The following is a 26162-nucleotide window of genomic DNA, read 5'->3' on the forward strand; positions in this document are numbered from 1 at the left end:
CCTGCCGGATGTTGGCATGCCAGCTCTTGGCATGCCGCTTCCACCAAGACCTTGTAACACTCGAATTACCGCATACTGAGGCTGGCTCTTATGTCGCAACGCCCATCCGAAAAAGTCGCGTTTACACTGCGTAATCCTGCAGTTCGCGCCTGGTTGTACCAAATTCTCGCGGTGGTGTTGCTGGTGGCCTTTTTTGGCTACCTGTTACACAACACGATTACCAATCTAACGACGCGAGGGATCACCTCGGGATTTGAATTCTTGAGCCGCGGTGCCGGTTTTGGCATCGTCCAACACCTGATAAGTTATGACGAAGGCGATACCTACGGGCGCGTCTTTTTTATCGGCCTGCTGAATACCTTACTGGTGTCGGCGCTGTGTATAGTTTTTGCGTCCATTCTCGGCTTTATCGTGGGGTTGGGAAGACTCTCCGACAACTGGCTTATCCGCAAACTGTGTACCGTCTACATTGAGACATTCCGCAACATTCCGCCTCTGCTGCAAATCTTCTTCTGGTATTTCGCCGTGTTGCGCAATTTACCGGGACCGCGCCAGAGCCTGAATGCGTTCAATACCATTTTTGCCAGCAATCGTGGCCTGTACATGCCTTCACCGGAGATGGCGACAGGTTTTTGGGCAGCCGTTATTGCGTTAGTGCTGGCCGTTGGCGGGATCCTGTTCCTGAAACGCTATAACCATTTCCGCCAGGTTCACACCGGGCTGGTATGGCGTATCTGGCCGTGGTGCGTGCTAATGCTGGTGCTGTTTCCGGCCATCTCTCATCTGATTTTCGGACCCGCACTGCACTGGGATATTCCAAAACTTAAAGGTTTTAACTTTGGCGGCGGCGTGGTGCTTATCCCCGAACTCGGCGCGTTAACGCTGGCGCTGTCGGTGTATACCTCGACGTTTATCGCCGAAGTGATCCGTTCTGGTATTCAGTCTGTTTCTTATGGACAACACGAAGCGGCTCGCTCGCTGGGACTGCCAAATCCGGTCACCCTGCGACAGGTTATCTTGCCGCAGGCGATGCGAGTGATCATCCCACCGTTGACCAGCCAATATCTCAATATTGTCAAAAACTCCTCGCTGGCTGCGGCCATCGGTTATCCAGACATGGTGTCGCTGTTTGCCGGTACGGTGCTGAATCAGACCGGTCAGGCAATCGAAACTATCGCCATCACGATGTCGGTTTACCTGATTATCAGTCTGGTGATTTCGTTCTTGATGAACATTTATAACCGCCGCATCGCGCTGGTTGAGCGTTAAGGGAAACGAATGACGATGACAACTGTCCCTCACTCCGTCAGAGGTACCAAGCCCGGTACTCCAATAGGCAACGCCGTGCTCTGGGCACGTAAGAACCTGTTTTCCAGCTGGTTTAACAGCTTGCTGACCCTGTTGTTCTTTTGGCTGCTGTGGGAGCTGGTCCCGCCGCTGTTGAACTGGGTGATTTTTAAGGCCAACTGGGTCGGCAGCACCCGTGCAGACTGTACCAAAGACGGTGCCTGCTGGGTGTTTATCCACGCCCGTTTCGGCCAGTTTATGTATGGACTTTACCCGCCCGATCAACGCTGGCGCATTAATACCACGTTAATCTTTGGGCTGCTGTCGCTGGTGCCGATGTTCCTTTCGGCCATGCCGCGCCGGGGTTTGTATATTGCCTGCTGGGCAGTGGCCTTCCCGGTGTTTACCTGGTTCATGCTGTATGGCGGTTATTTCGGCCTCAGCCGCGTTGAGACCTATCAATGGGGCGGACTCACCCTGACGCTGGTGATCGCCGCCGTGGGCATTGCCGGAGCACTTCCGCTGGGGATCCTGCTAGCCCTGGCGCGCCGCTCGAGTCTGCCGATTGTGCGCATCCTGTCGGTGATCTTTATCGAGTTCTGGCGCGGCGTGCCGCTGATCACTGTGCTGTTTATGTCGTCGGTGATGCTACCGCTGTTTATGAGTGAAGGCACCAGCATCGACAAGCTGGTGCGTGCGCTGGTTGGCGTGGTGCTGTTCCAGTCGGCGTATGTTGCCGAAGTGGTGCGCGGCGGCCTGCAGGCACTGCCAAAAGGTCAGACCGAGGCCGCACAGTCATTGGCTTTGGGCTACTGGAGAACCCAGATGCTGGTTATCTTGCCGCAGGCTTTGAAGATGGTAATACCCGGTTTGGTCAACACCATTATCGCGTTGTTCAAAGATACCAGTCTGGTAATCATCATTGGTCTGATGGACTTTTTCAGCAGCGTTCAGCAGGCGACCGTCGCCCCTGAATGGCTGGGAATGTCGACCGAAGGCTACGTCTTTGCCGCTGCCGTTTACTGGATTTTCTGTTTTAGCATGTCGCGTTATAGCCAACATTTGGAAAGACGCTTTCACACCGGGCACTCCGCACACTGAGGTACACCATGACCGAACATAACGTCATTGAAACTAAAAAAATGATGATCACGCTGGAAGACGTTAATAAGTGGTACGGGCAGTTCCACGTATTAAAAGGCATCAACCTAAACGTCACTTCGGGCGAGCGTATCGTCCTGTGCGGGCCTTCGGGTTCCGGTAAATCGACGACTATTCGCTGCATTAATCATCTTGAAGAACATCAGCAGGGTCGCATCGTGGTAGACGGTACAGAGCTAAATGATGATTTGCGCAACATTGAGCGCATCAGAACCGAAGTCGGCATGGTGTTTCAGCACTTCAACCTGTTCCCGCACCTGACGGTATTGCAGAACTGTACTCTGGCGCCTTGCTGGGTGCGCAAAATGCCGAAGAAAGAAGCGGAAGAACTGGCCATGAAATACCTTCACCGCGTGCGTATCGCCGAGCATGCGCACAAGTTTCCCGGCCAGCTTTCAGGCGGACAGCAGCAGCGCGTGGCGATCGCCCGTTCTCTGTGTATGAAGCCGAAAATAATGCTGTTTGATGAACCCACCTCGGCGCTGGACCCGGAGATGGTGAAGGAAGTGCTGGATACCATGATTGGTCTGGCAGACGAAGGTATGACCATGCTGTGTGTGACCCACGAGATGGGCTTTGCGCGCACGGTGGCAGACCGGGTTATCTTTATGGACCGTGGAGAAATTGTCGAGCAGGCACCGCCGGAAGAGTTCTTTGCCAATCCAAAATCGGCAAGAACTCGTGAATTCCTGGCGCAGATTATTCACTGATTTTTAGCACATGACAAAACCGGTGGCAGGTGCTGCCGGTTTTACCAATATTATGATGTTCGCCGGCGTAACAAGATATGCCAGCGCTGGAGTTACCACATATATCGCCCAATCAGCGGTGCTATTACTACAGTCAACACACCCGCCAGCATCATTACCAGGCTAGAGACGACGCCTTCCTGTGGACCCAATAGATAGGCTTTTGCCGTGCCCGCTCCGTGAGACGCGGCCCCTAAACCAGCCCCTTTCGCCAGCGCGCTACGCACTGCCAGACGCAGGAACAACAGATCGCCAACCGCCATGCCAAATACGCCAGTTATAACGACAAATAGCGCGACTAAATCAGGCTGACCGCCCTCTTGTTTAGCCGCAGCCAATGCAAATGGCGTAGTAATGGATCGCACGGCCAGACTGCGCTGAATCTCTTCCGGCAGAGTCAACATACGCGCCAGCCACACCGAGCTAAATACCGCCACGGTAACGGCCGTCAACACACCTGCTGATAATGAAATCCAATGACGGCGAATAATCGCCATGTTTTCATAGACCGGTACCGCAAAGGCAATAGTCGATGGCCCAAGCAGCCACAGCAGCCAATGGGTCTCACCGATATAATCCTGATAGGAAACCCGAGTCACCACCAGCAGCACGACCAGCACAATCGGGGTAAACACCAACGGCATAAAAAGCAGTGTTCTTCGCCAGCGGTAAAGTCGTTTATTGGCGTAATACAGCCCCAGCGTCACAGCGAAGCACAGAACACTTAATATCAGATCAGTCATGCTCAGCCTTTTCCATCGCGGCGGCATTTTTCTTTTCTGCCATTCTGAGCTCGAACTGGTAAACCCGGTCCACCACTAACGAGGTTGCTGCAAGGGTTAACAGCGTACTGATGCCAATCACCAGAAAAATTTTCCAGCCTTCGACCATCAGCAATTGGGCGTAATTAACCACTGCCACCACGGCGGGCACAAAAAACAGCAGCATCTCGGCCAACAGCCAGGTTGACCCGGCTTTAACCCAGCCAACAGGCAGTATTCGGAATGCAATAAGCAGCAAAAGCATCAACATACCGACAATATTGGCCGGCAGTGGCAGGTGCAGCAAAATCACCAGACGATCGGCCAGCATAAAAAGTAGCGCATAAAGCACGACCTGAATCGGGACCTGAAAGCGAGTGAGCAACGACGGCGCTTTCATGCGCAACGCCAACATCATCGGGGATGACCTCAAAGGACGAAGAATTAAGAGCTTGCAGTATACGGCCTGGAGAAATAGGTTAAGAAATGAATTAAAATTATCCAAATGATTCCAAATTGGAATGTTTTGTTACCTGGAGCTTTATGGACGTTCGCACCCTGCGCTATTTTGTTGAAGTCGTACGCCAGCAGAGTTTTACTCGTGCGGCAGAAAAACTGTTTGTGACTCAGCCGACAATTAGCAAAATGTTGCGTAATCTTGAGGAGGAGCTTGAATGCACGTTACTGATCCGCGAAGGGCGGCGACTGCGGTTAACCGACAGTGGACAGGCGCTGTACCAGCGTGGATTGAACATTCTGGAAGAGTTTCGCCAACTAGAAGCTGAACTGGAAGACATCAACGACGTAAAGCGTGGATTGCTACGCCTTGGCGTTCCACCGATGGTCGGCACGCAGATGGCACCGCTGATTGGCGAATTTCGTCAGCGCTATCCGGGTATTGAACTGATTATTTCAGAGTTTGGCGGACTGACGGTACAGCAGGCGGTATTGAACGGTGAGCTGGATTTGGCACTCACCGCCCTGCCGATCGAGCCCGGTTTACCCATCACCTCTCAACTTTTATTCAGCCACCCGCTTTACGTGGTAGTTCCTCGGACCTCTTGCTGGCTTGATCGCAGCGCGGTTGCCATTGCCGAATTAGCCGAAGAAAGTATCCTCATCTATAACGAAGACTTTGCGCTTTATCGCCAGTTACTGGATGCCTTTAGCGCCCACGGATTCACGCCAAAGATTGCCGCACGCAGCGGTCAGTGGGATTTCCTTGCGGCGATGGTCGAAGCGGGAATGGGGATTGCTATTCTGCCCGAGCCGATTTGCCAGCGTCTGGATGACGCGAAGCTGCTTTGCTTGCCGCTGGCGCCGACCTTGTTGTGGCAGTTGGGCCTGATTTGGCGTCAGGGCAGTTATCTGTCTCAAAGCGCGCAGGCATGGATCGCACGCAGTCGTGAATTCTGGCCCGAGAGTATTTTGCCGCCAACCAGCCGCAACGGTTAAGCATAAAAAATGCCCGCAGGAATCAACCGGCGGGCATCTTGATTTCACATTAATCGCGTTAAATTACACTTCTTTTTCGACCAGCAATGCTTCCAGCAGATCGAGATCGTGCAGCAATTTTTGCAGCGTTTCATTGCTGATTCGCTGCGTCGCGCGAAGATGATAAAGCTCACCACGCTCGGCCCGCAGTGCCGTTAAACGGAAGCGACGTTCGAGATTTTCAAGCATCAGGGCCTGTTCGATATCATCTTTACCCACCGTTCGACGCCGCAAATTCCCCACCACGCGCGAGCTGATTTCTTTCAGCGTTTGCTCATCGATATTCTCTTCCGAATCAGCGGCAAGGCGTTCTTCCATCTTGTGCAGACTTTCGATTGCAACTTCTGCAGCCACCGATCGCGCCATGCGTTCTTCTTCACGATAGGATGATTTGTCGACCACGACCCCGCGCAGCAGTAATGGCAGCGCAATCACACCGGCAATCAGTGAGAACAAAATCACCCCCGTTGCCAGGAATACCAGCTGATAGCGAGAGGGGAAATCGGAACCGTCGGCCAGGCTGTAAGGAATCGACAATACACCGGCCAAAGTAATCGCGCCGCGTACGCCGGCAAATGATGCAACCCACAGTTCACGCGTCGAAAAACTGCCGAATTTCAGTGGCCTTTTCTTGAGCAGTTGATTGCTGAAATTCTTCATCAGCCACAACCAGGCAAATCGCAGCAGCAATAGCGCAAAATAGATGATGCCGACATCGGCAAACAGGTGCCAGGTCTCAATGCTGGTATCGTGAGTGGCCAATTCCAGCGAGGTTTTAAGAATCCCCGGCAGCTGCAGGCCCAACAGAATAAATACCATGCCGTTGAAAACAAACTCCAGCATCGCCCAGACGCTGTTGGCGCGAAGGCGCATCGCCAGCGGTGCGTTACGGATAATCCCCGACTGGCTGATGGTCATCCCGGCGGCCACGGCGGCTAAAATTCCCGACACACCAATATGTTCGGCAATAAGGTAAGAGGCAAAAGGCAGCAACAGCAGCAGAACAATTTGCGTAGCCGGGTCATCCCCGCTCAAGCGGCTCATGATGCGCAGTGATTTACTGTACAACCAGGTGACTGCAACGCCCGCCAGAATGCCGCCAACCGCCACTTTAAGGAATTCAACAGTTGCGCCCTGTACTGTAAACACCATCGTTCCCAAAGCAACCGCGATGGCAAATTTCAGCGCGACCAGGCCCGACGCATCGTTCATCAGCGCCTCGCCTTCGAGGATGCCCATAATAGATTTTGGAATGCGGCCTTTACCGACAATACCGGACAGCGCCACGGCATCGGTCGGTGACAGCACGGCAGCCAGCGCAAAAGCGGCGACCAGTGGGATATTCGGCACCATCATATAAATCAGATACCCAATCCCAACGACGGTCACCAGCACCAATGCCAGCGCTAAGCCCAGGATTTCTCGCCCTTTGTGCAAAAATTCGCGCATCGGCGTTTTCCAGCCATCGGCAAACAGCAATGGCGGGATAAACAGCACCAGGAACAGATCGGGATCAAAATTGACGTGAAGACCAAAGTTAGGCCAGGCCAGCAAAGCCCCCACGAGGATTTGCATCAGAGGAAGTGGGACCTGGAACGGTAACATCCTGGTAACGACACCGGAGAGCGACACCACCAGAATCAAAATCAGAATGGTAAAAAATATTTCCATGCTTTCCTTAGACTCTTGTTTTTAGTTAATGCTTAAAGCTGGACGCAGGCTAAACCTGCACGACAGTTTGATAGTAAAACATTTTTGTAGCGGAGAGAATTTGCAGACGTCTTAAAATTGAAGTGTAAATGTTGTTAACAAATTTTGTTGGATTATGAATGCGACTGAGTGAAAAACCCTTCCTCGCTGATTGAGGAAGGGTGAAAAATCATTTAAAGCGCCCAACCTCCGGCGTAAAACACTACCAACGCCACGGCAATGATCACGGTGCCGAGATTTAACTTACGCCATTCTCCCGAACAAATGCGCCCCACCACCAGTGAGCTAAAGCCCAGCATAATGCCGGTGACGATATTACAGGTCAGTACGATAAACACGGCGCACAGCAGACCCGACATTGCGTCGACAAAATCGCTGAAGTCCAGCTTGGTAACATTGCTCAGCATCAGCAGTCCAACGTACATCAGCGCAGGGGCCGTAGCATAGGCCGGAACAAGATAAGACAGCGGCGACAAGAATAGCATCAGCAGGAAAAGGACGCCGACCACGGTAGCGGTTAAACCCGTTTTACCGCCTGCCGCCGTGCCCGCCGCGGACTCGATATAGACTGCCGCCGGTGACGCGCCAACCAAACCGGCAAAAATGCTGCTCATTGAATCGGCGGTCAACGCTTTACCGGCATTGATAATCTGCCCGTCTTTATCCAGCAAGTCAGCCTGACCTGCGACAGCGCGAATCGTGCCCGTTGCATCAAACACTGCGGTCATGACCAAAGCCAGTACGCTCGGTAATACGGCGGCTTTCATAGCGCCCAAAATATCGAGATTAAAGAACAGCGAGTGCCCCCCGGCATCCGACAGAGAGGGCATGGCAAACAGGCCGTGATACTTCACCGCTGGGTCGAAAATCAGGCCAATAACAGAAATTGCAATGATCACCAGCAGGATACCACCCGGCACGCGCAGCTTTTCCAGACCAAAAATCACGGCCAGTCCCAATAATGTCATGACCACTGGAAATGAGGTAAAAGCGCCGAGCGTGACCGGTAAACCATCCAGCGGGTTCTTGATAACCAGACCCACGCCGTTGGCGGCTACCAGCAGCAAAAACAGACCAATACCAATCCCGGTGCCGTGCGCAACGCCGGTCGGCAAGTTGCGCAAAATCCACGAGCGAATACCGGTAACGGAGATAACAGTGAACAGCACGCCCATCAGAAACACCGCACCGAGCGCGACTGGCACACTGATGTGCTGGCCAATAACCAGGCTGAAGGCGGTAAAGGCGGTCAGAGAAATCGCGCAGCCGATCGCCAATGGCAGATTGGCCCACAGCCCCATTAGCAGCGAACCAAAACCGGCGACCAGGCAGGTAGCCACAAAAACGGCGGTTGGAGAAAATCCGGCCTTACCCAGCATCGAGGGAACAACGATGACCGAGTAAACCATCGCCAGAAAAGTCGTGAGGCCTGCGATAAGCTCTTGTCGAACATTGCTGCCGCGCGCGCTTATCGAGAAGAAAGCATCAAGCGATCCTTTAGGCGTCACGCTGCCGCCCGCTTGAGACTGGTGTTGAGACATGATGGAGTCCTCTGAATGTGCTACTGAAATGCCTGCGTGGTCATTATGAAATCGTTTCTTGTCGTTCGCTTCCCTACCCGACTAAAGGATGCATGAAGTTGTTCAACGGCGTTAGACATCGTCGAATAATCAACATAAAGTCGGGGCAAACGGTTAACTCTCATCGCGTACGGCGGTTGTAAAAATCGTAGATACGACCAAGCAAACGATTATCCAGCCTTTAATGCTCCAGTTTCAACTGCGTTTGGCGATGTTTTTCGGATTTTCGCTCACTTTAAAGGCATTCAAACTAAAAAGTTGCGAAAGGTTAACTTTAAAACGCTCCTTACTGCGCAAAACCCGGCTGCATGGCGTTAAAAGATCCCTTTTTAGAGATCCCCGCGAGGAGGATCTTTATTGGCAGGATCAACGGCCGATCTGGTAGGGGCCACCCTGCTTCAATGCCTGCTGATAAGCGGGTCGGGCCTTGATGGTATCCAGCCAACGTTGCAGATGTGGACATTTATCCATCGGGCCACGGGTTTCGAATGCTTCTATCGGGAAGCTCATCTGGATATCCGCTGCGCTAAATTCATCGCCAGCAAACCAGGCATTTTTACTGAGATGGTCTTCGAGATAAGTCGCATGAGTAGCGAGTTGCTTATCAATATAATTCTGCTGTACGCCCTTGCCGATCGCACCCGCAATCGGGCGGATCAGCCACGGCATCGGCGGCTTGCCCAGACGTCCAAAAATCAGCTTCATGACCAGCAACGGCATCAGCGAACCTTCGGCATAATGCAGCCAGTAACGATACTGCAGGCGCTCGGCGGCATCGTCTGGTTTCAGGGTATTTTGCGGGTCGTAGGTTTCTTGCAGATATTCAATAATCGCGCCCGACTCAGCAATAATCAGGTCACCATCCTGCAACACCGGCGACTTACCCAGCGGGTGAATTTTTTTTAACGAGGCGGGTGCCAGCATGGTTTTCTCGTCACGCTGATAGCGCTCAATCGTATAAGGCAGCTGCAACTCTTCTAGCATCCACAAAATTCGCTGCGAACGCGAGTTGTTCAGGTGATGTAGGATTATCATGCATTCCACTCCAGAGTTATGATCATAATTAATTGTTAACTATAGACTACTGATCATCTCCCAAGAGCTATTCAGGAGTTATCGCACAATGATGTTGACAAGAAAGTACAAAAATACCAAATTGAATAAAAATTCATTTAAATAGGATTAAAATTCAATAAGGATTGATAATGGATAATGTTACTGCCGTCATTGAAAAACAGTTCGCCGCCTATAATCAACACGATCTTGAGACCTTTGTCTCCTGCTTTAGTGAATCATTTACTGCCTTTCGCATGCCCTCTCTCGAGCCGGCAATGTAAGGGAAACAGCAACTTAGCGAATTCTACGCCGCTCATAGATTCAATAATCCCAAACTAAAGGCCGAGCTGGTCTCGCGCACCGTGTTAGGCAATAAAGTCTTTGACCTGGAGAAAATCCACGGGTTGGGCGATTTGCCCATTGAAAGCATTGCCGTGTTTGAAGTGAATGAGGGTTTGATTGAAACCGCATGGTTTTACTTTGCCTAAACAGACTTGCGGCGGGTTGTTTCGTTGCGACATCTCAATCCAACCCGGCTCAAGTTAACGTGGCGCCAGGTCAGGCCAAAGCGGCCTGACGGCAGCCATCAAAGCTGGTGTTCCGGCGGCAACCGACAAATGACGGATCCCTTCGCTACCGAAATTAACTACCGTTTCCAGTCCAGCTTCCTGACATAGCACCGCGCCACCAGCAATATCCCACAGCGTGGTGCGGCGTTGCAGATGTCCGTCTATTACGCCTTTCGCAGCAAACACCATGCCCACCGTGGTACACCGGTAGCAGTGTACCGACCAGTCAGCCTCGCGCAACCCGCGATAAAATGCCGAAGCCTCGCCTAGCTGATCGTCGGCACTATCGCCCAGCGACAGCACTTGAATATCCGCAAAACGATCGTCTCGAGTAAAAGGTTTGCCGTTGAGAAAGATCCCTTTGCCGCTTTCTGCTGCAAATAGTTCGTTAAGCACGGGCAGCACCACGACGCCTATCACCGGCCGATGACGCTCCACCAGCCCCAACGAAACGCCCCACAGCGGCGAGCCGCGCAAAAAATTGGACGTTCCATCAATCGGATCGATCACCCAACAGGCCGCATCGCTTAAATGGCCGCCCATCTCTTCACCAATGATGGGGTCGCCTGGAAAGTTTTCATGTAACTGTTGGCGGATAAACTCTTCGACCGCCACGTCAGCCTCAGAAACAAAATCCTGGGTTCGTTTGCTGCTGACGTCAATCTCGCTACGGCGGTGAAAGAAGCTCAGCGCCAGTTCGGCCGCCTGCGCGGCAATCTTGCTGGCAATCTGCAAGCGATCGGAAATTTCGGTTTTCATTTTAACGTCCTTTATCCTTTAACCAACGACGCAATTGGCTGACGCTGTCAGTTTGAATTGCGCCAAAACCCGCCTCAATCACCGTACCCCAGACGTCTCCCGGATGCTGGTGAGCGCGGCTATCACAATAATCCAGCGGGTGAGACTCATCCAGCGTATTCACCCACAGACGGATCCCCAGACGCCTTAATTCTTCTTTTGCCGCCGTCACATCCGTCAAATCAGAGAAGTTAAGCTCCACTATTTGCGCGCCAAAGTCCTCGATTTTTCGTAAATCTTCGGCAAAGCTTCCAGAATTGGCAGTAACTATTGGCATGAAGGGAATACGGCGTTGACTGTCGGTCATATCCAGTGGGAAAGTCTGGGTCGCGAGATCGATTTTGCTTTTAAGCAGCACGCCGTCGGCAATATTCATGTCCAGTATCAGGTCCATGACTCGCTGACGATCGCGCTCGAATTTGATATCAATATTGACAATGATGCGTCCACGGGCTTCCTCGAGCAGTTCTTCCAGCAGAGGCACTCGCTCTTCGCTGACCACCATTCCTGCACGGCCATCACTGCCACGAAGACGTGCTCGGCGCACCTCGGAGAACGGCATATGTACTACCTCGCCCTGATGGTCGCAGGTTCTGTCTAGCCAGGCGTCATGCATTACCACTAACTGATGATCGGCGGTGGTCTGGGTATCGATCTCAATAATATCTGCCCCTACGCTGATGGCTTCTTCCAGGGCGGAAAGAGAATTTTCAGGAGCGCGCGTCCATACGCCACGATGCGCCACAACCAGCACCGCGGGATTTTGCAGTGAAATCAGTTTTCGGGTATCGCTGTACATGGCCTCTCCGGTTAACGATTTTTACCTGTCCGGAAAGTAACATTGCACGGCTTTATGACAGTTTGACCCAAAAACGATGAACAAAGTATGACAAGCGCTTGCTAAAAGTTGAGCAAAACCTCTATATCTAGCGGAGTGAGTTTTCTAAAACCTTTCTGGAGAATGCCATGCCTGATGCCGCCCACCTGTTGCCTTTTATGCTCATCGCCCTTGGACTGGTCCTGACCCCAGGTCCAAATATGATTTATCTGATCTCACGCTCTATCTGCCAAGGCCCAAAAGCCGGGCTTATCTCGCTGGGCGGCGTGGTGTTGGGGTTTGTTTTTTATATGGTGTTCTCGGCGCTCGGCATCACCGCGCTATTGATGGCCGTGCCTTTTGCCTACGATACCCTGCGTTTTTGTGGCGCAGTCTACCTGCTGTATATGGCATGGCAGGCGATTCGCCCCGGAGGCCGCTCGCCTTTTCAGGTCCGCGAATTAGCAAAAGATAGCCCGCGTAAACTTTTCACCATGGGGTTGTTTACTAATTTGTTGAACCCAAAAGCGGCCGTGCTTTATCTCTCCCTGCTGCCGCAGTTTATCGTGCCCGCACAAGGCCATGTGTTAATGCAGTCGATGGTACTTGGCAGCGCACAAATTATGATTAGCTTTTGTGTGAATGCGCTGATCGCCCTTTCCGCCGGTTATATCGCCGCATTTCTGGCTGGCCGCCCGCTGTGGACCCTGATTCAGCGCTGGCTGATGGCCACCGTGCTCAGCGGCCTGGCGGTAAGAATGCTCGTTGAAGGGCGTAAATAAGCGTTGCGATGTTCATAAAGCGCTCACCGCTATATACTGAAAAACACAACGTATATTGAGGTTTCTCGGTGAGCACTTTGCAAAAACTTTCCAATACCAGGGCTAATACTTTCAAAATAGTCGTACTCGCCGGCGCGCTGAGTTGGTGTTCATTTTCAGCCTTGGCGTCACGACAGGTTACTGACCAGCTTGGGCGTCAGGTGACGATTCCCGATCAGGTTGACAGGGTTGTCGTGCTTCAACACCAGACCCTTAACTTGCTGGTTCAATTAGACGCCAGCAGCAAGATTGTTGGCGTGCTCGCAAATTGGAAACAACAGCTCGGTGATGGCTACGCGCGGCTCGATCCGGCTTTGCTTAAAACCCCGGCTCTAGGGGATTTGACGCACGTCGATTTAGAAAGTCTGGTTGCGCTGCATCCGCAGGTGGTTTTCGTCACCAACTACGCGCCAAAGGAGATGATCGAGCAGATTTCCAAGGCTGGCATCGCGGTGGTGGCTATCTCTTTACGTCAGGATAAACCGGGTGAGGAAGCTAAAATGAACCCGGTGATGGACAACGAAGAGCAGGCCTATAACCAGGGACTAAAAAACGGTATACGCTTGATTGGTGAAGTCGTTAATCGCCAGCATCAGGCTGATGAGCTGATAAAATACACCTTTGCGCAACGTAAAATGGTCAGCGACAGGCTGCAATCCATTTCACCCCGGCAGCGCGTTCGGGTCTATATGGCTAACCCCGACCTCACCACTTATGGTTCCGGCAAATATACCGGATTGATGATGAATCATGCCGGAGCTTTTAATGTCGCAGAATCAACAGTCAAAGGATTCAAACAGGTCAGTCTCGAGCAGGTGATCGCCTGGGATCCGCAGGTTATTTTCGTACAGGACCGTTATCCAAAGGTTGTCGGCGAGATCGAGCGCGATCCCAAATGGCAGGTCATAGATGCAGTAAAAAATCATCGCGTCTATTTAATGCCCGAGTACGCCAAGGCGTGGGGTTATCCAATGCCCGAAGCGCTGGCAATCGGTGAACTGTGGATGGCGAAAAAGCTTTATCCGCAGAAGTTTAGCGACATTGATATGCAGAAACAGGCAAATGCGTATTATCAGAAATTTTATCGCACCAACTATGTGGCCCCAGAAGCTGCTACAACCAAAGCCGGAAACAAATCCTGATGAGCGGATTGTCGCTTAAAGTACTGGCGGCTGGAAGCCTGCGTGCAGTCTGGCAACCTCTGATGGCATCTTTTACCCTGCAAAGCGGTATTGAGGTCGATACTCGATTTGGTCCTGCCGGATTGCTAAGAGAATCCATTGAGCAAGGTGAGCGCCCTGATCTGTTCGCTTCTGCCAATATTGCCCATCCCCAGCGCCTGAAAGCACTCGGGCTGGCTTCTCGCGTCGAGGTTTTTACCCGTAACCGCCTATGCCTGACGGCACGCAAAGAATTGCTCGCTGCTCAACCCTCGTGGCTGGCATTGTTGGGCAACCGTGCGCTGAAAGTCGGCACTTCCACCCCGCTTGCCGATCCTTCTGGAGATTATACCTGGCAGCTGTTCGACACTCTTGAAAGGCACCATGCTGGTTTGGGCGAATATTTACAGCAATCGTCACTCAAACTGGTAGGCGGCCCGGCGAGCCAAAGTGTTCCAAATGGAGAGCTCGCTGCTGCGTGGTTGATTCGTGGCGGCCAGTGTGACCTGTTCGTCGGCTATGCCAGCTATGCGCGTCGTTTGAGGTTGTGCAAGGACCTAGCCGTGATAGACATACCGGAGAATTATAATATTCAGGCGGATTATGCTTTTGCGCAGTGCTACGAGGCGGCTAACCCGCTGTCAGATTTTTTGTTATCCACAGCGGCGCAGGAAATATTATTTCGGGAAGGATTTGCGAGGAACCTTTAGTCTCTTTCTTTCAGAGCACGTTGGCGATCATAGTATTCGTCTTCTGCAGCAGTGATTTCATCCAGCAAAGAATCGACATCGGCTGCGTGAGTATCTTCGGCAAACTGGCCGGTCAATACGCTTTGTGGTGTGAGTTTGCCTTCTTCATACAGCGCCCAAATCTCTTTGGCGTAACGCGTTTTCAGCAACTCAGGGGCAAATTGGCCGTAAAAATCGGTCATATTGTTTACGTCGCGCTCGAACATGGATTCTGCATGGTTATTGGCAGAGGCATCCACGGCCTGAGGCAGATCGATAATCACCGGACCTTGCGCGTCCAGCAGCACGTTGAATTCTGACAGATCGCCGTGCACGATTCCGGCGCATAACATACGTACGATATTACGGATCATAATGTCGTGCCCTGTTACCGCTTCCTGTTCGGTAAAAGTGACATCACTTAAACGTGGTGCAACCAAGCCCTCGCCATCGGTGATAAGTTCCATCAACAGCACACCATCGAGGCAGATATAGGGCTGTGGGACGCGCACACCGGCGTTGGCCAGTCGGAATAGCGCATCGACTTCAGCCGTCTGCCAGGTTTCTTCCTGCTGTTTGCGACCAAACTTAGAACCCTTTTGCATGGCGCGCGCACTGCGGCTGTTGCGGACTTTACGCCCTTCCTGGTACTGAACGGCCTGCTTGAAGCTGCGCTGAGTGGCTTCTTTATAAACCTTGGCGCAGCGGATTTCCTCACCGCATAAAACGGTGTACACGTCGGCCTCTTTGCCACTTTTCAGTCGACGGACCACATCATCGATCAGGCCGTCATCCACCAGAGGTTGGATTCTATTTGGGATTTTCATGCAGCCTTGTACCTTATTTATGCGCGCGTGGGAATCTCCCCGCACAAAATTCCTTTAATCCTTCGCTATTGCTACCCTTCAGGATAGCCTGTTGCCCTCAGTTTATCGTAGTCATACCTCACTGCATACGTTGAAGGCAGAGATCTTTACCGCAATTTTTGAACACAGAAAATAGCTGACAATTTTACTTCGACGTCAAGAGCCCGCATTCCGACTTTCAGCTCATAAAGAAAAATTTGCAAAAGACAATGAAGATAATAAAGTGAGCAACGACATCACTAATATCTATCAATTCGGACATATTAAAAATTAAATAAAAATATTTATTAATGTAAAACTAAGGTTAATACTAAACTAACATATTTCCCACCATCCGTTTAACCTCCGTTTATTTTCCACGAGGTTCAGTATAAGAATGGTTTAACAAATAGGTGATAGTGTGAGCTGTGTGTCCTCCCGTTGAGATTTAAAAAATGCAAAGCATTCTCATTACAGGCGCCTCCGGCTTTGTTGGTGGTGCTGTTGTAGAAAATTTATTACGCCAATACCAAAATAATCCATTTAACCTATTACTTTTAGTCCGTGCTGAAAACTCTGCAGCTGGATTATTAAGAATAAGAAATAATTTAGAAAAGTTTGGATTAACTCCTTCACAGCTAGCCACGATAAAAGAAGAAAACATTTTAATTGGCGATCTGGGAGAACCTGAGGATTTTGTTCAAGATCCTCGTATTGAATTAGTTTCGTACGTTATTAACTGCGCAGCGATTGCATCTTTCGGTAATAACCCGGCACTGTGGCGCGTTAATGTCGACGGCTCTTTAGCTTTTGCTCAACGGATGGCAAAAGTAAAAAGCCTGAAGCGTTTTGTCCACGTAGGAACCGCTATGGCCTCGATGCCAGACAAAGACAGCGTTTTCTATGAAAATATGCCTGATAATACGCATAATGAAGACTTGGTGCAGTATACCGCGTCCAAGCGAGAGCTGGAAAATCGCGTGCGCGAACTGTGCCCGGAACTGCCTTTCGTGGTGGCACGTCCTTCAATTATTGTTGGCCACACGCAATATGGTTGCGCTCCATCGAGCAGCATTTTCTGGGTATTCCTAATGGCGGTTAAACTTAAAAAGTTCACCTGCCAGATTCAGGATAAAGTTGACATTATTCCGGTAGATTATTGCGCAATGGCGTTGGTTAATCTTTGCCTGAATGAAGATATTAAACACGACTTTTATCATATTTCGTCTGGCGAAGAACTTTGTACACCTTTCTACGCCATAGATGAATATATTGCCAAGGCGAATAACGCGCCGGCAATTATTAAAGAGTATGAGACAATAAGTTATCAAGAATTTACCGGCATTCGGAAGCAATTCAAAGATGTTCTCGGTCCGTGTAATGATAAAATAATTCTTCGCGCCATTAAGTTATACGGCGGCTTTGCACAGTTGAATGTGAAATTTGATAATAAACGCCTGCTGGATTTAGGTATTCCACGCCCAATGCCGTTTACTCAATATATTGATAAATGCGTTAGTTCAACTCGTGGCTATTCTATTCCAGAGCTAATGATGGTTGATTTTAAGTAATTATTTAAAATTAATTTACTGCCCCTGCCGAAGCCTCGGTCAGGGGCAAATTATCTAAAATCAAACGCTGCCATTACGGCCAAACAGTTGATATCCCTCGCGTTGATTTAGGCGTTCATAGTAAGAAAACACCGCAGAAAGGGTTGGCCGAGCCATCGGAGTCATAACCCAACGATTCACAGACATGCCAATCACCACGTCTGCCAGGGTAAAACGTTCGCCGAGAATATAGTTTCCACTTCTTTGCAATTGAAGCTCGACAATTTCCATCAAACGATTCCATTCGCTGATACTCCCCGCAAGCAAGTCGGGATCGCTGTGTGCCGGGCTATGCCGGGCAAGAGACATAAAGGCATAGCGCCACGCGTTATTAAGATCGCCTAGCTGCCAGTCCATCCACTGCTCGACTTTGGCTCTTTCGCGTGGCGACTGCGGTAGCAAATCGTCGCGCCCTTCTCTGCCCGCAAGATAACGGCAAATAGTATTGGATTCCCACAACACATATTCGTCATCAATAATTACCGGCACCAGAGAATTAGGATTCAGCGCCTTAAATTCTTCTGTCGTCGTCGATTTAAAATCCCCGCCATATTCTTCATGGCTATAGTCCAATCCGAGTTCATGGCAGGTCCACAACACTTTACGAACATTTATCGACGTCGATTTTCCCAATATTTTCAACATAACCGGTTTTCTCCATCAGCGATGTTCGCTGTTAGTTTTACAACCACGGGGCGGGTAAACAGACGGACTTTGGCGCCCTGATAAGACGTTTCTGCCTGGAGGGTAAAACCATTCTTCTCGGCCAGGCGAATAGACGGCCCGTTTTCTGGATTAATGATGCAGCAAACCTGACGTGGAATATGGGTGTCGGCCCAGTCCAGTACCGCCATAGCGGCTTCGCTGGCGTAACCCTTGCCGTGAAACTTCGGACTTAGCACCCATCCCATTTCGGCTTTGTTATCCATCGAAGGCTGCATTTCTCGCTGAAAGTCTGCAAAACCGATTTCGCCAACAAATTGGCCCGAATCTTTATGGATAATCACCCAATAGCCAAATCCCATTAGCTGCCAGTGCCCAACATAGCGCAGAAGCCGGGTCCAGCTCGCCTCGCGACTAGAAGGCACCCCGCCAATAAAGCGTACCATTTCCGGGTCTGCCCACAGGTCGGCAATAGTATTAAAGTCATCAATGACATGACCGCGCAGGATTAATCTTGAGGTTTCAATTTGCGGAGCGGATTTTGGCATTTGAGTTATAACCCTTCTTTATCAAACTGAAATAACCTATCACTGAAAAGGGTGTAATGGGACAGCAAGAAAACAATATTTAGAGTTTGCGCAACGAATTCTGGCGCAGTGAGGAAGGGGCAATACCACGCAATGACTTATAACGATTACTGAAATGACTCGGGGAACTGAATCCGCAGTCCAGCGCGATGGTCGTAATATCTAACTGGGTATTACGCAACAAACTTTCGGCGCGGATCAACCGCGCATTCATTACATACTGATGCGGTGCGACGCCCATTGATTGTTTGAACATGCGAGCAAAATGATATTCGCTAAGGCCTGCGATATCAGCCAGTTCTGACAGTTGCAACGAGGAGCCAAGATGGCCGTGAATATACTCCTTAACGCGATTTAGCACTGAAGGTGACAGGCCTCCGCGCACGGTTGGCAGCGCCCACTGCAGATGGGTATAACTGCGGGCAAGATGGGTTACCAGCAGATTGGTGGCGGTGCTCAGCATCAGCTGATTGCTGTTTTCCTGCCACTGACAACTCAATAAAAAGTGTCGATAAAGCTGGGTTATTTGCTGATCTTCGCTGAAAACATGCTCGTCTACGAGAATATTCGCCGGACTGCGATCCCAGGTTTGTTCAATCACATTACGCAAATGATCATCAGTGAAATACATATGTACAAACGATAGATCACCGCGCACGTCCCAACTCGAAACGTTATGTTTCGGCATCAGACAAAACCGATCCGGGCCGCCGCCATTTTGCCAGCCAGAGCGCGTTTTGTGATAGCACTCATAGCCGTCCGCAATGTATAAACTCAGCGTGTGGTGATCAGGATCCTCCTGAGTAACGCAGTCATTTTTATTCGACCAGGCAGCCAACTGTATGCCAGACCCTAAATGCACGGTGTCGTGCAGGGTGGCATGATGCTTGGTCAGCGTTTCGAACGACTGATAGCGGCGTGGCATAGTCTGACTCCCTGGTGAATGAATAGCGTTAGTTTACTGTTTTGGCAGGGTCGAGCGCGAGCATTGACCGCCTTTTTAGAAAATAAACCGCAAGAATATGCAACTGACCGCAATCACAGAAAGGCAACTGTCATTGCCTGAAAGGATAATCAACGAAAATTATTTCTCTTCAGGCCGGATAACTCTATGAATGCGCTGCTGTATATTTCCGTAATATTGATTTGGGGCACCACCTGGTTTGCCATCTATCTTCAACAAGGTGTCGTGCCGGTCACCGTTTCTATTTTTTACCGTTTTTTAATGGCCGCAGCGGTATTAATGATTTTTCTGCTGGTCACGCGTCGTTTACGTAAAATTGCGATTAAAGATCATCTTTTTTGTGTCGCACAGGGGTGCTGTGTTTTTGCCTTTAATTTTTACTGTTTTTATCACGCGGCAGCCTATATAAGCAGTGGCCTGGAATCAGTTATTTTCTCAATGGCGGTATTGTTTAATGCCTTCAATGGCATGCTTTTCTTCCGCCAAAAAATGTCACCCGCGCTGATCCCGGCCACTATTTTGGGGTTGGTCGGCATTGTGATGTTGTTCTGGCATGACCTTAGCGCGGCACACATTGCCCCGGAGCTGCTTAAAGGCATTGGCCTCAGCATGCTCGGCACTTACGGGTTTTCTCTGGGCAATATGATCAGTACCAGACACAAAAAACATGGGTTGGATATGCTCAGTACCAATGCTTACGCCATGAGTTACGGCGCCGCAGTAATGTTGCTGCTAAGTCTGGCTCAGGGAGATTCTTTTGCCGTTCACTTGACTGCAAGCTACACCGGATCGCTGGTCTATCTGGCGGTATTTGGTTCTGTAGTCGCATTTGGTTTTTATTTCACACTCGTGGCCCGCATCGGAGCCAGTCAGGCGGCCTACAGTACGCTGCTATTCCCGCTGGTTGCCTTGACTGTATCCACCTTCTATGAAGGTTATCAATGGCATACCAATGCGGTTATTGGTCTGGCGTTGATTCTGCTGGGTAATCTGGTGATGTTCTACCGTCCGCGCTGGCTTAGTGAAAGAATGAAAACCAGGCCCGTGCTGAGCTAGCCATCATTGCCCACCGGCTTCGCTTTGCCAGTCGAAGCCGGAAAAAATCTCACTGATAATCTGCTTCATCTTTACCACCGCCGGATCGCGCAACGCATCGCGTCGCCAGCCAAGATTAACCGAATAGGCAGGCATAGATACTGGCGGAAAGAGTAATTTCAAGGGGTGGAACGCCGCTAATGTTCTGGCTGCATGCAGAGGGATTGTTGCCAGCGCGTCACTGCCCAGCAATAAATACGGCAATGCTGCAAAATGGGTGGTCGAAGCCCTGATAGAACGCTTTAAACCCTGTGGAATCAACACTTCATCTACCATACCGATAAAGCCACCCGATGAGATCAGCAAATGCTGGCGGCGCAAAAAAGCCTGTAGACTCAGATGATTATTGTTATCGATTTCTCCGGCCATCAGCGGTTGGCGAGAGTCGATTAAACAGGCATAGCGACCTTCCCCCAGAGTTTCACTGCCCACCGCCGCCGAGGTAAATCCCCCTGAGGCAATGGCTAAATCTACCTCTCGATTCATCAGCATCTCACCGACGATACGACTGTGCGTTTGGCGAAACACAATGCGCAAGCCGGGCATTTCCTGCTCCAGGCGGTCAATTAACTGCCTGCCCAACGCCAGTTCGAAATCGTCTGAAAGGCCTAGAGACAGGGAACGTCCGGCATAACCGGCACGCACGCCCGATACCAGTTGCAGACTTTGCCGGCACTTATCGAGCGCCTCACTGACCAGCGGTTTTAGCTCATTGGCGCGCAGCGTCGGGGCTAATCCACGTCCGGTACGGACAAAAAGATGGTCGTCATACAGACGGCGTAATCGTCCGAGCGCGGCGCTCACCGCTGACTGGGTCAGTCCGAGACGCACAGCTGCACGGCTGGCACTGCCCTCTTCATGCAAAGCTTCGAGCACTTTCAGCAGATTGAGATCGATAGCCTCGATATTAATTTTATCAATATCAGTCATAAATGAATCGGCATAGATTAATGTCAGGAATTGAGCAGAATAGAAATTCATCCTCTTCGAGTCGAGATAATTTTATGCCTGCTTCAATTATTGCTGCCCTGCAAATTGGTTCCTCTCCGGCAGGAAAAGCCGCGACGCTGGAAGAAATTCTGTCTTATGAACAACAAATTATCAATTCTGGTGCCAGTCTGGTGGTGATGCCCGAAGCCCTGCTCGGAGGTTATCCGAAAGGTGAAATCTTTGGTACTCGACTGGGTTATCGCCTTCCGGAAGGCCGTGAGGATTTTACACGCTATTTTCATAATGCCGTCGACGTACCCGGTGCAGAAACAGAGGCGCTGGCAGAATTATCTACTCGAACGCAAGCCAGCCTGGTGATTGGCGTGATTGAACGCAGCGGCTCAACACTCTACTGCTCTTCGTTATTTATTGAACCCGGTAAAGGCGTGGTCGCCAAACATCGCAAACTGATGCCAACAGGAACTGAAAGACTGATTTGGGGCCAGGGCGACGGATCTACTTTGCCGGTTGTTGACGCCAAGGTGGGCCGCCTCGGCAGCGCTATTTGCTGGGAAAATCATATGCCGCTGCTGCGCATGGCGATGTACGGCAAAGGCGTTGAGGTGTGGTGTGCGCCGACAGTAGATGAGCGTGATATTTGGCAATGCTCGATGCGCCATATCGCTCACGAAGGGCGAATGTTTGTCGTCGGCGCCTGCCAGTTTCAGTCCTCGCCGGCTCAGCTTGGCATCAAGGTTAAACACTGGGACGACCAACGCCCGTTGATCAACGGTGGCTCGGTGATTGTCGGCCCGCTGGGCGATGTGCTGGCGGGTCCATTTAAAGGCGAATCAGGGCTACTGACTGCCGAGATCAACACCGATGATTTGGTTGGCGCGCGCTACGATTTCGACCCGGTTGGTCACTATTCTCGCCCCGATATTTTCAGTCTTGAGGTTGATCAACGAGCAAAAAAGAACCTGCGCTATATTGAGGATTAAAAAAGATATCCCCAGAGAGAGTATCTACAGACTGGCGGCTAGATTATACCGCCGTTAACTTTGATCGTCTGTCCATTGACCCATGCGCCATCGGGGCCAGCCAGGAAGGCCACGCTGGCGGCAATGTCCTGCGGCTGACCGAGGCGCTCGAGCGGCGCAAGTTTGGCGATATGCTCCACCAGCTGCGGTGATTTTCCGTCCAGAAACAGTTCAGTTGCCGTCGGTCCGGGAGCTATCACATTAACGGTAATTTCCCGGCCACGAAGCTCTTTGGTCAACACTTTGCTCATCGCCTCTACTGCTGCTTTGGTCGCGGCATAGACGCCATACGTCGGCTGGTACAAACCGACTACGCTGGAAGAAAAGTTAATGACTCGACCGCCGTGGCGCAGGCGTTTTGCCGCTTCTCGCAGGGTATTAAAGGTGCCTTTCAGATTAATGTCGATCAGCCGGTCGAAAGCCGAATCATCAAAGTCGGCAATCGAGGAAAGTGACATGATCCCGGCGTTGTTGACTAACACATCAATGCCACCAAAGGCCTGCTCGGCGCTGTCGAACATTTTACGCACCGCAGCAGCATCGCTGACATCCGCCTGCGCGCTAATCGCCTTTCCGCCTGCCCAAACAATTTTCTGCACCAAAGCTTCAGCCTCCGCCGCACCGCGAGCGTAATTAACAATCACGTTAAAACCGTCTGCGGCCAGACGTTGCGCTATCGCTGCGCCGATACCGCGTGATGCGCCGGTTATTAACGCGACTTTATTTTCTGCGTGTTGAATGGTCATAATGTTTTTCCTCTAGCCGCTATTGGATAAAGCCAGGCTTGCTGGCCGGTGAACAAATCATGCACTATGAACTACGGCGAATAATCCCCCAATATTCGTTTTCACTATCCGAAAATAATGAACAATAAAGGCCATACTGATGGATAAACTCGACAGCATGCGGCTGTTCACCCGAGTCGTTGAGTTGCGAAGCTTTACTCAGGCGGCAGAGGGTTTGGATTTAAAGCGATCGACAGTGACCGATGCGATTAAACAGTTGGAAACTCGCCTGAAGGTCCGCTTGCTGCAACGAACGACCCGCCACGTGAGCCCAACCCTGGATGGCGAAGCCTATTACCAGCGTTGCCTGCGTATTCTGGCCGATGTCGAAGACGCTGAAATGGCCTTTGCCGATGCTAAACCCAAGGGGCTGCTGCGTATTGATGTCAATCCCGCACTGGCCCGTCATTTTGTTTTCCCCGGGCTAACAGATTTTTTAGCGCTGTATCCAGATATTGAAATGGCAGTCAGTGAGGGCGACAGGCTGGTAGATTTGGTACGCGAAGGCATCGACTGCGTGATCCGGGTGGGTGAGCCAAAAGACAGTGATATGGTAGCCCGACCGCTTGGCCGTTTTCAGGAAGTGACCTGTGCTAGTCCGCAATATCTTGAAAAATTTGGTTTTCCGCAGGATTTGGCATCGTTGCAGCAACATAAAATGGTGGGTTTCCGTTCAAGCGCCTCAGGCAATATTCTGCCGTTGAGCTTTTATATTGAAGGAAAAGAAAAAGTTATCAGCCTGCTGACCAGTATTTCCGTTAGTGGTTCTGAAAGTTTGAAAGAAGCGGCGCGGCGAGGATTAGGCATTATTCAGGTTCCACATTACGGCGTGGAGGCCGATCTGGCACAAGGTCTTTTAGTGCATATTTTGCCGCAATTCCCCGCAGGTTCGCTGCAAGTTTCAGTGCTGTATCCGCAGAATCGCCAACTTTCTCCACGCGTACGCGTATTCATCGACTGGATGATTAAAGAGTTTGCCAGGCTTAATACTTATCCTGCCTAAAGCCTGCTCTGTTTTGAAGCAGGTTGCTCTTGGCTGAACGCGTTGACTGGCGCCTTATCTTGAAAAACACTTTATATTCATAGAGTTAAACGTACTCTTTTGTTTGGCATCACAATTGCTTAATTCTCCGCATGGCTAATTCATTAGATATCAATTCATTATCGACATGAAACCCACTGCCCCATGCTGGAGATCAACCATGACATTGAACGTTGCTGCGATACAGTTCGAACCTAAGATGTTTCGCCAGGAAGAGAACATCGCGGCTCTGCTGAAACTTTGCGAGCAGGCCGCCGAACAAGGCGCGAAACTGCTGGTGATGCCTGAGATGGCGGTCAGCGGTTATTGCTGGCAAAGCCGCGAAGAGGTCGCTCCCTATGTAGACACCATTCCTGGCGCGACGACGCGGCGCTTTGCCGAGCTGGCGGCGCGTCACCAGTGTTATTTGGTGGTTGGCATGCCCGAGGTCGATGCCACCACTCATCTCTATTACAACTCGGCGGTGCTGATTGGGCCTGAAGGGGTAATAGGCACCCACCGCAAAACGCATCCGTATATTTCAGAGCCGAAATGGGCAGCCAATGGCGATAAAGGACATGCGGTATTCGACACGCCAGTCGGCAGAATCGCAATGCTTATTTGCATGGATATCCACTTTGTTGAAACTGCTCGTTTGGCCGGAGTGCAGAATGCCGAAATTATCTGCCATATCAGCAACTGGCTGGCAGAGCGAACTCCGGCGCCTTACTGGATCAATCGCGCCTGGGAAAATGACTGTTATCTCGTTGAAAGCAATCGCTGGGGGCTGGAGCGAGGCGTGCAGTTTAGCGGCGGTAGTTGCATCATTAATCCTGACGGCAGCGTGCAGTCCAGCATAGACAGTGGCAATGGTGTGGTGAGAGGCGAAATTCTGCTACAGCGAGGAGAAAAAGCCTCGCGCGTGACTCAGCGACGTCCAGAAACCTATCTGGAACTGATGAACGACAGCTTTACCTGGAATCCGCTGGACTTCTTCGGCCTTTATCAGCGCTCGCCATTGCCTGTAGGAAAACAGTCAACCGTGTCGGTTGGCCAGTTTCAACCGCTGAATGACGTGCAGAGTAATCTTCTTGAAATCAGACGATTAGCGACTGCTGCGCGACAAAATGGCAGCGAACTGATGGTATTTCCCGAGCTGTCACTGACCGGCGCATTCCAGCATGCCGATCAGGCTTTGCATTTAGATGGCGCGGAATTAGCGGCAGTGACAAAGCTGGCAATCACTCTGCAAATGACGTTGGTAATCGGGATAATCGAGGCGGCCAAAGGCAATCTTTACAACACGGCCGTTGCCATTGGCCCTGCTGGTTTGCTTGGCAGTTATCGAAAGATCCATTTAAATCAACAGGAAAGGACATGGGCGACAGCCGGGGATCATTGGGCCACTGTCGATCTTCCCTGTGGCAGAATGGGATTATTGATCGGCGAGGATCTTGTCTTCCCCGAATCCGGCCGCATTCTGGCCTTGCGCGGCTGCGACATTATCGCTTGCCCGGCGGCGCTTGCAGGCCCGACGCCGGGAGCGCACGCGGGCAGCATCAGCCCGCAAAACTACCCGATCCCAACCGGGCCTGACGCCTACCATTGGCTATTGCCGCGCGTTCGTGCCGGCGAAAACAACTGTTATCTGGCTTACGCCAATGTCTATGAAGAAGGTAAATATCAGGGGCTAAGCGGGATATTTGGCCCAGACACCTTTGCCTTTCCTCGCCACGAAAGTCTGTTGGTGGAATCACAGGGTGATATTTCTTTAACTGTCGATACCTGTAATCTCGATACGCCTTATCCAACCAACGTGGTGCGACGCAAAGACCTGGTATTAATGCGCCAGACTCACGGTTATTTGCCGCTGATTGCCAGCTTGCCGAGCACGCAATAAACGAAAATAGGTTCACGATAAATTGGCAGAT

General features: G+C 51.0%; 25 protein-coding genes and 1 pseudogene. 13 read left to right on the plus strand and 13 right to left on the minus strand.

What is annotated here, in order from left to right; all coding sequences use genetic code 11:
* Nucleotides 1-90 precede the first annotated feature (90 nt).
* From SPM24T3_RS01550 to SPM24T3_RS01560, 3 genes are read left to right on the plus strand one after another with little or no spacing between them, the layout of a single operon-like run.
* Entirely contained in the window at nt 91-1269 is a 1179-nt protein-coding gene (locus tag SPM24T3_RS01550) for an amino acid ABC transporter permease (protein WP_009634923.1), read from the plus strand.
* 9 nt (nt 1270-1278) lie between these two features.
* Nucleotides 1279-2388 carry an amino acid ABC transporter permease gene (locus SPM24T3_RS01555; protein WP_037377299.1) on the plus strand — a complete coding sequence of 370 codons (1110 nt, stop codon included), beginning with the start codon at nt 1279-1281 and terminating at the stop codon, nt 2386-2388.
* Nucleotides 2389-2396: 8 nt separating this feature from the next.
* Nucleotides 2397-3158, plus strand: a complete 762-nt coding sequence (locus SPM24T3_RS01560; RefSeq protein ID WP_009634925.1) for an amino acid ABC transporter ATP-binding protein — start codon at nt 2397-2399, stop codon at nt 3156-3158.
* A 92-nt stretch (nt 3159-3250) separates the two neighbouring features.
* Here the strand turns inward: SPM24T3_RS01560 and SPM24T3_RS01565 are convergent, their stop codons facing one another.
* Together SPM24T3_RS01565 and SPM24T3_RS01570 are read right to left on the minus strand one after the other, a co-directional pair.
* The gene (locus SPM24T3_RS01565; protein WP_009634926.1) at nt 3251-3940 is read right to left on the minus strand and encodes an LrgB family protein; all 690 of its coding nucleotides are present in this window, start codon (nt 3938-3940) and stop codon (nt 3251-3253) included.
* Nucleotides 3933-4376: a CidA/LrgA family protein gene (locus tag SPM24T3_RS01570; protein WP_009634927.1), complete on the minus strand. Its 444-nt coding sequence runs from the start codon at nt 4374-4376 to the stop codon at nt 3933-3935. The genes SPM24T3_RS01565 and SPM24T3_RS01570 overlap by 8 nt, the downstream gene beginning before the upstream one ends.
* Nucleotides 4377-4501: 125 nt before the next feature.
* Here SPM24T3_RS01570 and SPM24T3_RS01575 point away from each other — a divergent pair, with 125 nt between their 5' ends.
* The gene (locus tag SPM24T3_RS01575) at nt 4502-5413 is read left to right on the plus strand and encodes a LysR family transcriptional regulator (RefSeq protein ID WP_009634928.1); all 912 of its coding nucleotides are present in this window, start codon (nt 4502-4504) and stop codon (nt 5411-5413) included.
* Between the two features lie 63 nt (nt 5414-5476).
* Here the strand turns inward: SPM24T3_RS01575 and SPM24T3_RS01580 are convergent, their stop codons facing one another.
* The 3 genes from SPM24T3_RS01580 to SPM24T3_RS01590 all read right to left on the minus strand — a co-directional run bounded on the left by SPM24T3_RS01580 (nt 5477) and on the right by SPM24T3_RS01590 (nt 9777).
* Nucleotides 5477-7123: a Na+/H+ antiporter gene (locus tag SPM24T3_RS01580; protein WP_009634929.1), complete on the minus strand. Its 1647-nt coding sequence runs from the start codon at nt 7121-7123 to the stop codon at nt 5477-5479.
* Nucleotides 7124-7335: 212 nt separating this feature from the next.
* Nucleotides 7336-8703 carry an NCS2 family permease gene (locus tag SPM24T3_RS01585; RefSeq protein ID WP_009634930.1) on the minus strand — a complete coding sequence of 456 codons (1368 nt, stop codon included), beginning with the start codon at nt 8701-8703 and terminating at the stop codon, nt 7336-7338.
* A gap of 405 nt (nt 8704-9108) precedes the next feature.
* On the minus strand, nt 9109-9777 hold the full coding sequence (locus SPM24T3_RS01590; RefSeq protein ID WP_009634931.1) for a glutathione S-transferase family protein: 669 nt from the start codon (nt 9775-9777) through the stop codon (nt 9109-9111).
* A gap of 170 nt (nt 9778-9947) precedes the next feature.
* On the opposite strand from SPM24T3_RS01590, the pseudogene SPM24T3_RS01595 reads away from it, so the two are divergent.
* Nucleotides 9948-10286 (plus strand): annotated as a pseudogene (locus SPM24T3_RS01595) (nuclear transport factor 2 family protein).
* A 54-nt stretch (nt 10287-10340) separates the two neighbouring features.
* Here the strand turns inward: SPM24T3_RS01595 and SPM24T3_RS01600 are convergent.
* Entirely contained in the window at nt 10341-11126 is a 786-nt protein-coding gene (locus tag SPM24T3_RS01600) for an inositol monophosphatase family protein (RefSeq protein WP_009634932.1), read from the minus strand.
* 1 nt (nt 11127) lies between these two features.
* Nucleotides 11128-11964 (minus strand): glycerophosphodiester phosphodiesterase family protein, encoded by an 837-nt coding sequence (locus SPM24T3_RS01605; RefSeq protein ID WP_009634933.1) that lies wholly within the window; start codon nt 11962-11964, stop codon nt 11128-11130.
* 167 nt (nt 11965-12131) lie between these two features.
* On the opposite strand from SPM24T3_RS01605, the gene SPM24T3_RS01610 reads away from it, so the two are divergent.
* From SPM24T3_RS01610 to SPM24T3_RS01620, 3 genes are all read left to right on the plus strand, one after another.
* Complete coding sequence (locus SPM24T3_RS01610) at nt 12132-12764, plus strand: LysE family translocator (protein WP_009634934.1); 633 nt, start codon at nt 12132-12134, stop codon at nt 12762-12764.
* Nucleotides 12765-12880: 116 nt separating this feature from the next.
* Entirely contained in the window at nt 12881-13945 is a 1065-nt protein-coding gene (locus SPM24T3_RS01615) for an ABC transporter substrate-binding protein (protein WP_086013206.1), read from the plus strand.
* Nucleotides 13945-14673, plus strand: coding sequence for a substrate-binding domain-containing protein (locus tag SPM24T3_RS01620; RefSeq protein WP_009634936.1), 729 nt, complete (start codon nt 13945-13947; stop codon nt 14671-14673). Before SPM24T3_RS01615 ends, SPM24T3_RS01620 begins: the two co-directional genes overlap by 1 nt.
* Here SPM24T3_RS01620 and SPM24T3_RS01625 read toward each other — a convergent pair.
* Nucleotides 14670-15518 (minus strand): PA4780 family RIO1-like protein kinase, encoded by an 849-nt coding sequence (locus SPM24T3_RS01625; RefSeq protein WP_009634937.1) that lies wholly within the window; start codon nt 15516-15518, stop codon nt 14670-14672. The genes SPM24T3_RS01620 and SPM24T3_RS01625 overlap by 4 nt on opposite strands.
* Before the next feature lie 473 nt (nt 15519-15991).
* On the opposite strand from SPM24T3_RS01625, the gene SPM24T3_RS01630 reads away from it, so the two are divergent.
* Nucleotides 15992-17107, plus strand: coding sequence for an SDR family oxidoreductase (locus tag SPM24T3_RS01630; RefSeq protein WP_009634938.1), 1116 nt, complete (start codon nt 15992-15994; stop codon nt 17105-17107).
* Between the two features lie 60 nt (nt 17108-17167).
* Here SPM24T3_RS01630 and SPM24T3_RS01635 read toward each other — a convergent pair whose 3' ends face one another.
* From SPM24T3_RS01635 to SPM24T3_RS01645, 3 genes are all read right to left on the minus strand, one after another.
* Nucleotides 17168-17791: a glutathione S-transferase family protein gene (locus SPM24T3_RS01635; RefSeq protein ID WP_009634939.1), complete on the minus strand. Its 624-nt coding sequence runs from the start codon at nt 17789-17791 to the stop codon at nt 17168-17170.
* On the minus strand, nt 17785-18357 hold the full coding sequence (locus SPM24T3_RS01640) for a GNAT family N-acetyltransferase (protein ID WP_009634940.1): 573 nt from the start codon (nt 18355-18357) through the stop codon (nt 17785-17787). The genes SPM24T3_RS01635 and SPM24T3_RS01640 overlap by 7 nt, the downstream gene beginning before the upstream one ends.
* Nucleotides 18358-18436: 79 nt before the next feature.
* Entirely contained in the window at nt 18437-19321 is an 885-nt protein-coding gene (locus tag SPM24T3_RS01645; protein WP_009634941.1) for a helix-turn-helix domain-containing protein, read from the minus strand.
* A 186-nt stretch (nt 19322-19507) separates the two neighbouring features.
* Between SPM24T3_RS01645 and SPM24T3_RS01650 the strand changes: the two genes are divergently transcribed.
* Entirely contained in the window at nt 19508-20416 is a 909-nt protein-coding gene (locus SPM24T3_RS01650; protein ID WP_009634942.1) for a DMT family transporter, read from the plus strand.
* Between the two features lie 3 nt (nt 20417-20419).
* Here the strand turns inward: SPM24T3_RS01650 and SPM24T3_RS01655 are convergent, their stop codons facing one another.
* Entirely contained in the window at nt 20420-21385 is a 966-nt protein-coding gene (locus SPM24T3_RS01655; protein ID WP_037377327.1) for a LysR family transcriptional regulator, read from the minus strand.
* A gap of 74 nt (nt 21386-21459) precedes the next feature.
* Between SPM24T3_RS01655 and SPM24T3_RS01660 the strand changes: the two genes are divergently transcribed.
* Nucleotides 21460-22386 carry a carbon-nitrogen hydrolase family protein gene (locus SPM24T3_RS01660; RefSeq protein ID WP_009634944.1) on the plus strand — a complete coding sequence of 309 codons (927 nt, stop codon included), beginning with the start codon at nt 21460-21462 and terminating at the stop codon, nt 22384-22386.
* Between the two features lie 38 nt (nt 22387-22424).
* On the opposite strand, the gene SPM24T3_RS01665 is transcribed toward SPM24T3_RS01660, so the two are convergent.
* Nucleotides 22425-23171 (minus strand): SDR family oxidoreductase, encoded by a 747-nt coding sequence (locus SPM24T3_RS01665; RefSeq protein WP_009634945.1) that lies wholly within the window; start codon nt 23169-23171, stop codon nt 22425-22427.
* 139 nt (nt 23172-23310) lie between these two features.
* Here SPM24T3_RS01665 and SPM24T3_RS01670 point away from each other — a divergent pair, with 139 nt between their 5' ends.
* A complete protein-coding gene (locus SPM24T3_RS01670) occupies nt 23311-24213 on the plus strand; it encodes a LysR family transcriptional regulator (RefSeq protein ID WP_009634946.1) in 903 nt (300 codons plus the stop codon).
* Between the two features lie 199 nt (nt 24214-24412).
* Nucleotides 24413-26131, plus strand: a complete 1719-nt coding sequence (locus tag SPM24T3_RS01675; RefSeq protein WP_009634947.1) for a nitrilase-related carbon-nitrogen hydrolase — start codon at nt 24413-24415, stop codon at nt 26129-26131.
* The last annotated feature ends 31 nt before the right edge of the window (nt 26132-26162 follow it).

Origin of the sequence: Serratia sp. M24T3 (genome assembly GCF_000257645.1) — a bacterium.
In the GTDB taxonomy this organism is placed as follows: Bacteria; Pseudomonadota; Gammaproteobacteria; order Enterobacterales; family Enterobacteriaceae; genus Rouxiella.

Bases quoted from the DNA above. Each gene is read 5' to 3' on its own strand.
- SPM24T3_RS01550 (WP_009634923.1), top strand. From the start codon at position 91: ATGTCGCAACGCCCATCCGAAAAAGTCGCGTTTACACTGCGTAATCCT.
- SPM24T3_RS01555 (WP_037377299.1), top strand. From the start codon at position 1,279: ATGACGATGACAACTGTCCCTCACTCCGTCAGAGGTACCAAGCCCGGT.
- SPM24T3_RS01560 (WP_009634925.1), top strand. From the start codon at position 2,397: ATGACCGAACATAACGTCATTGAAACTAAAAAAATGATGATCACGCTG.
- SPM24T3_RS01565 (WP_009634926.1), bottom strand. From the start codon at position 3,940: ATGACTGATCTGATATTAAGTGTTCTGTGCTTCGCTGTGACGCTGGGG.
- SPM24T3_RS01570 (WP_009634927.1), bottom strand. From the start codon at position 4,376: ATGATGTTGGCGTTGCGCATGAAAGCGCCGTCGTTGCTCACTCGCTTT.
- SPM24T3_RS01575 (WP_009634928.1), top strand. From the start codon at position 4,502: ATGGACGTTCGCACCCTGCGCTATTTTGTTGAAGTCGTACGCCAGCAG.
- SPM24T3_RS01580 (WP_009634929.1), bottom strand. From the start codon at position 7,123: ATGGAAATATTTTTTACCATTCTGATTTTGATTCTGGTGGTGTCGCTC.
- SPM24T3_RS01585 (WP_009634930.1), bottom strand. From the start codon at position 8,703: ATGTCTCAACACCAGTCTCAAGCGGGCGGCAGCGTGACGCCTAAAGGA.
- SPM24T3_RS01590 (WP_009634931.1), bottom strand. From the start codon at position 9,777: ATGATAATCCTACATCACCTGAACAACTCGCGTTCGCAGCGAATTTTG.
- SPM24T3_RS01600 (WP_009634932.1), bottom strand. From the start codon at position 11,126: ATGAAAACCGAAATTTCCGATCGCTTGCAGATTGCCAGCAAGATTGCC.
- SPM24T3_RS01605 (WP_009634933.1), bottom strand. From the start codon at position 11,964: ATGTACAGCGATACCCGAAAACTGATTTCACTGCAAAATCCCGCGGTG.
- SPM24T3_RS01610 (WP_009634934.1), top strand. From the start codon at position 12,132: ATGCCTGATGCCGCCCACCTGTTGCCTTTTATGCTCATCGCCCTTGGA.
- SPM24T3_RS01620 (WP_009634936.1), top strand. From the start codon at position 13,945: ATGAGCGGATTGTCGCTTAAAGTACTGGCGGCTGGAAGCCTGCGTGCA.
- SPM24T3_RS01625 (WP_009634937.1), bottom strand. From the start codon at position 15,518: ATGAAAATCCCAAATAGAATCCAACCTCTGGTGGATGACGGCCTGATC.
- SPM24T3_RS01630 (WP_009634938.1), top strand. From the start codon at position 15,992: ATGCAAAGCATTCTCATTACAGGCGCCTCCGGCTTTGTTGGTGGTGCT.
- SPM24T3_RS01635 (WP_009634939.1), bottom strand. From the start codon at position 17,791: ATGTTGAAAATATTGGGAAAATCGACGTCGATAAATGTTCGTAAAGTG.
- SPM24T3_RS01640 (WP_009634940.1), bottom strand. From the start codon at position 18,357: ATGCCAAAATCCGCTCCGCAAATTGAAACCTCAAGATTAATCCTGCGC.
- SPM24T3_RS01645 (WP_009634941.1), bottom strand. From the start codon at position 19,321: ATGCCACGCCGCTATCAGTCGTTCGAAACGCTGACCAAGCATCATGCC.
- SPM24T3_RS01650 (WP_009634942.1), top strand. From the start codon at position 19,508: ATGAATGCGCTGCTGTATATTTCCGTAATATTGATTTGGGGCACCACC.
- SPM24T3_RS01655 (WP_037377327.1), bottom strand. From the start codon at position 21,385: ATGACTGATATTGATAAAATTAATATCGAGGCTATCGATCTCAATCTG.
- SPM24T3_RS01660 (WP_009634944.1), top strand. From the start codon at position 21,460: ATGCCTGCTTCAATTATTGCTGCCCTGCAAATTGGTTCCTCTCCGGCA.
- SPM24T3_RS01665 (WP_009634945.1), bottom strand. From the start codon at position 23,171: ATGACCATTCAACACGCAGAAAATAAAGTCGCGTTAATAACCGGCGCA.
- SPM24T3_RS01670 (WP_009634946.1), top strand. From the start codon at position 23,311: ATGGATAAACTCGACAGCATGCGGCTGTTCACCCGAGTCGTTGAGTTG.
- SPM24T3_RS01675 (WP_009634947.1), top strand. From the start codon at position 24,413: ATGACATTGAACGTTGCTGCGATACAGTTCGAACCTAAGATGTTTCGC.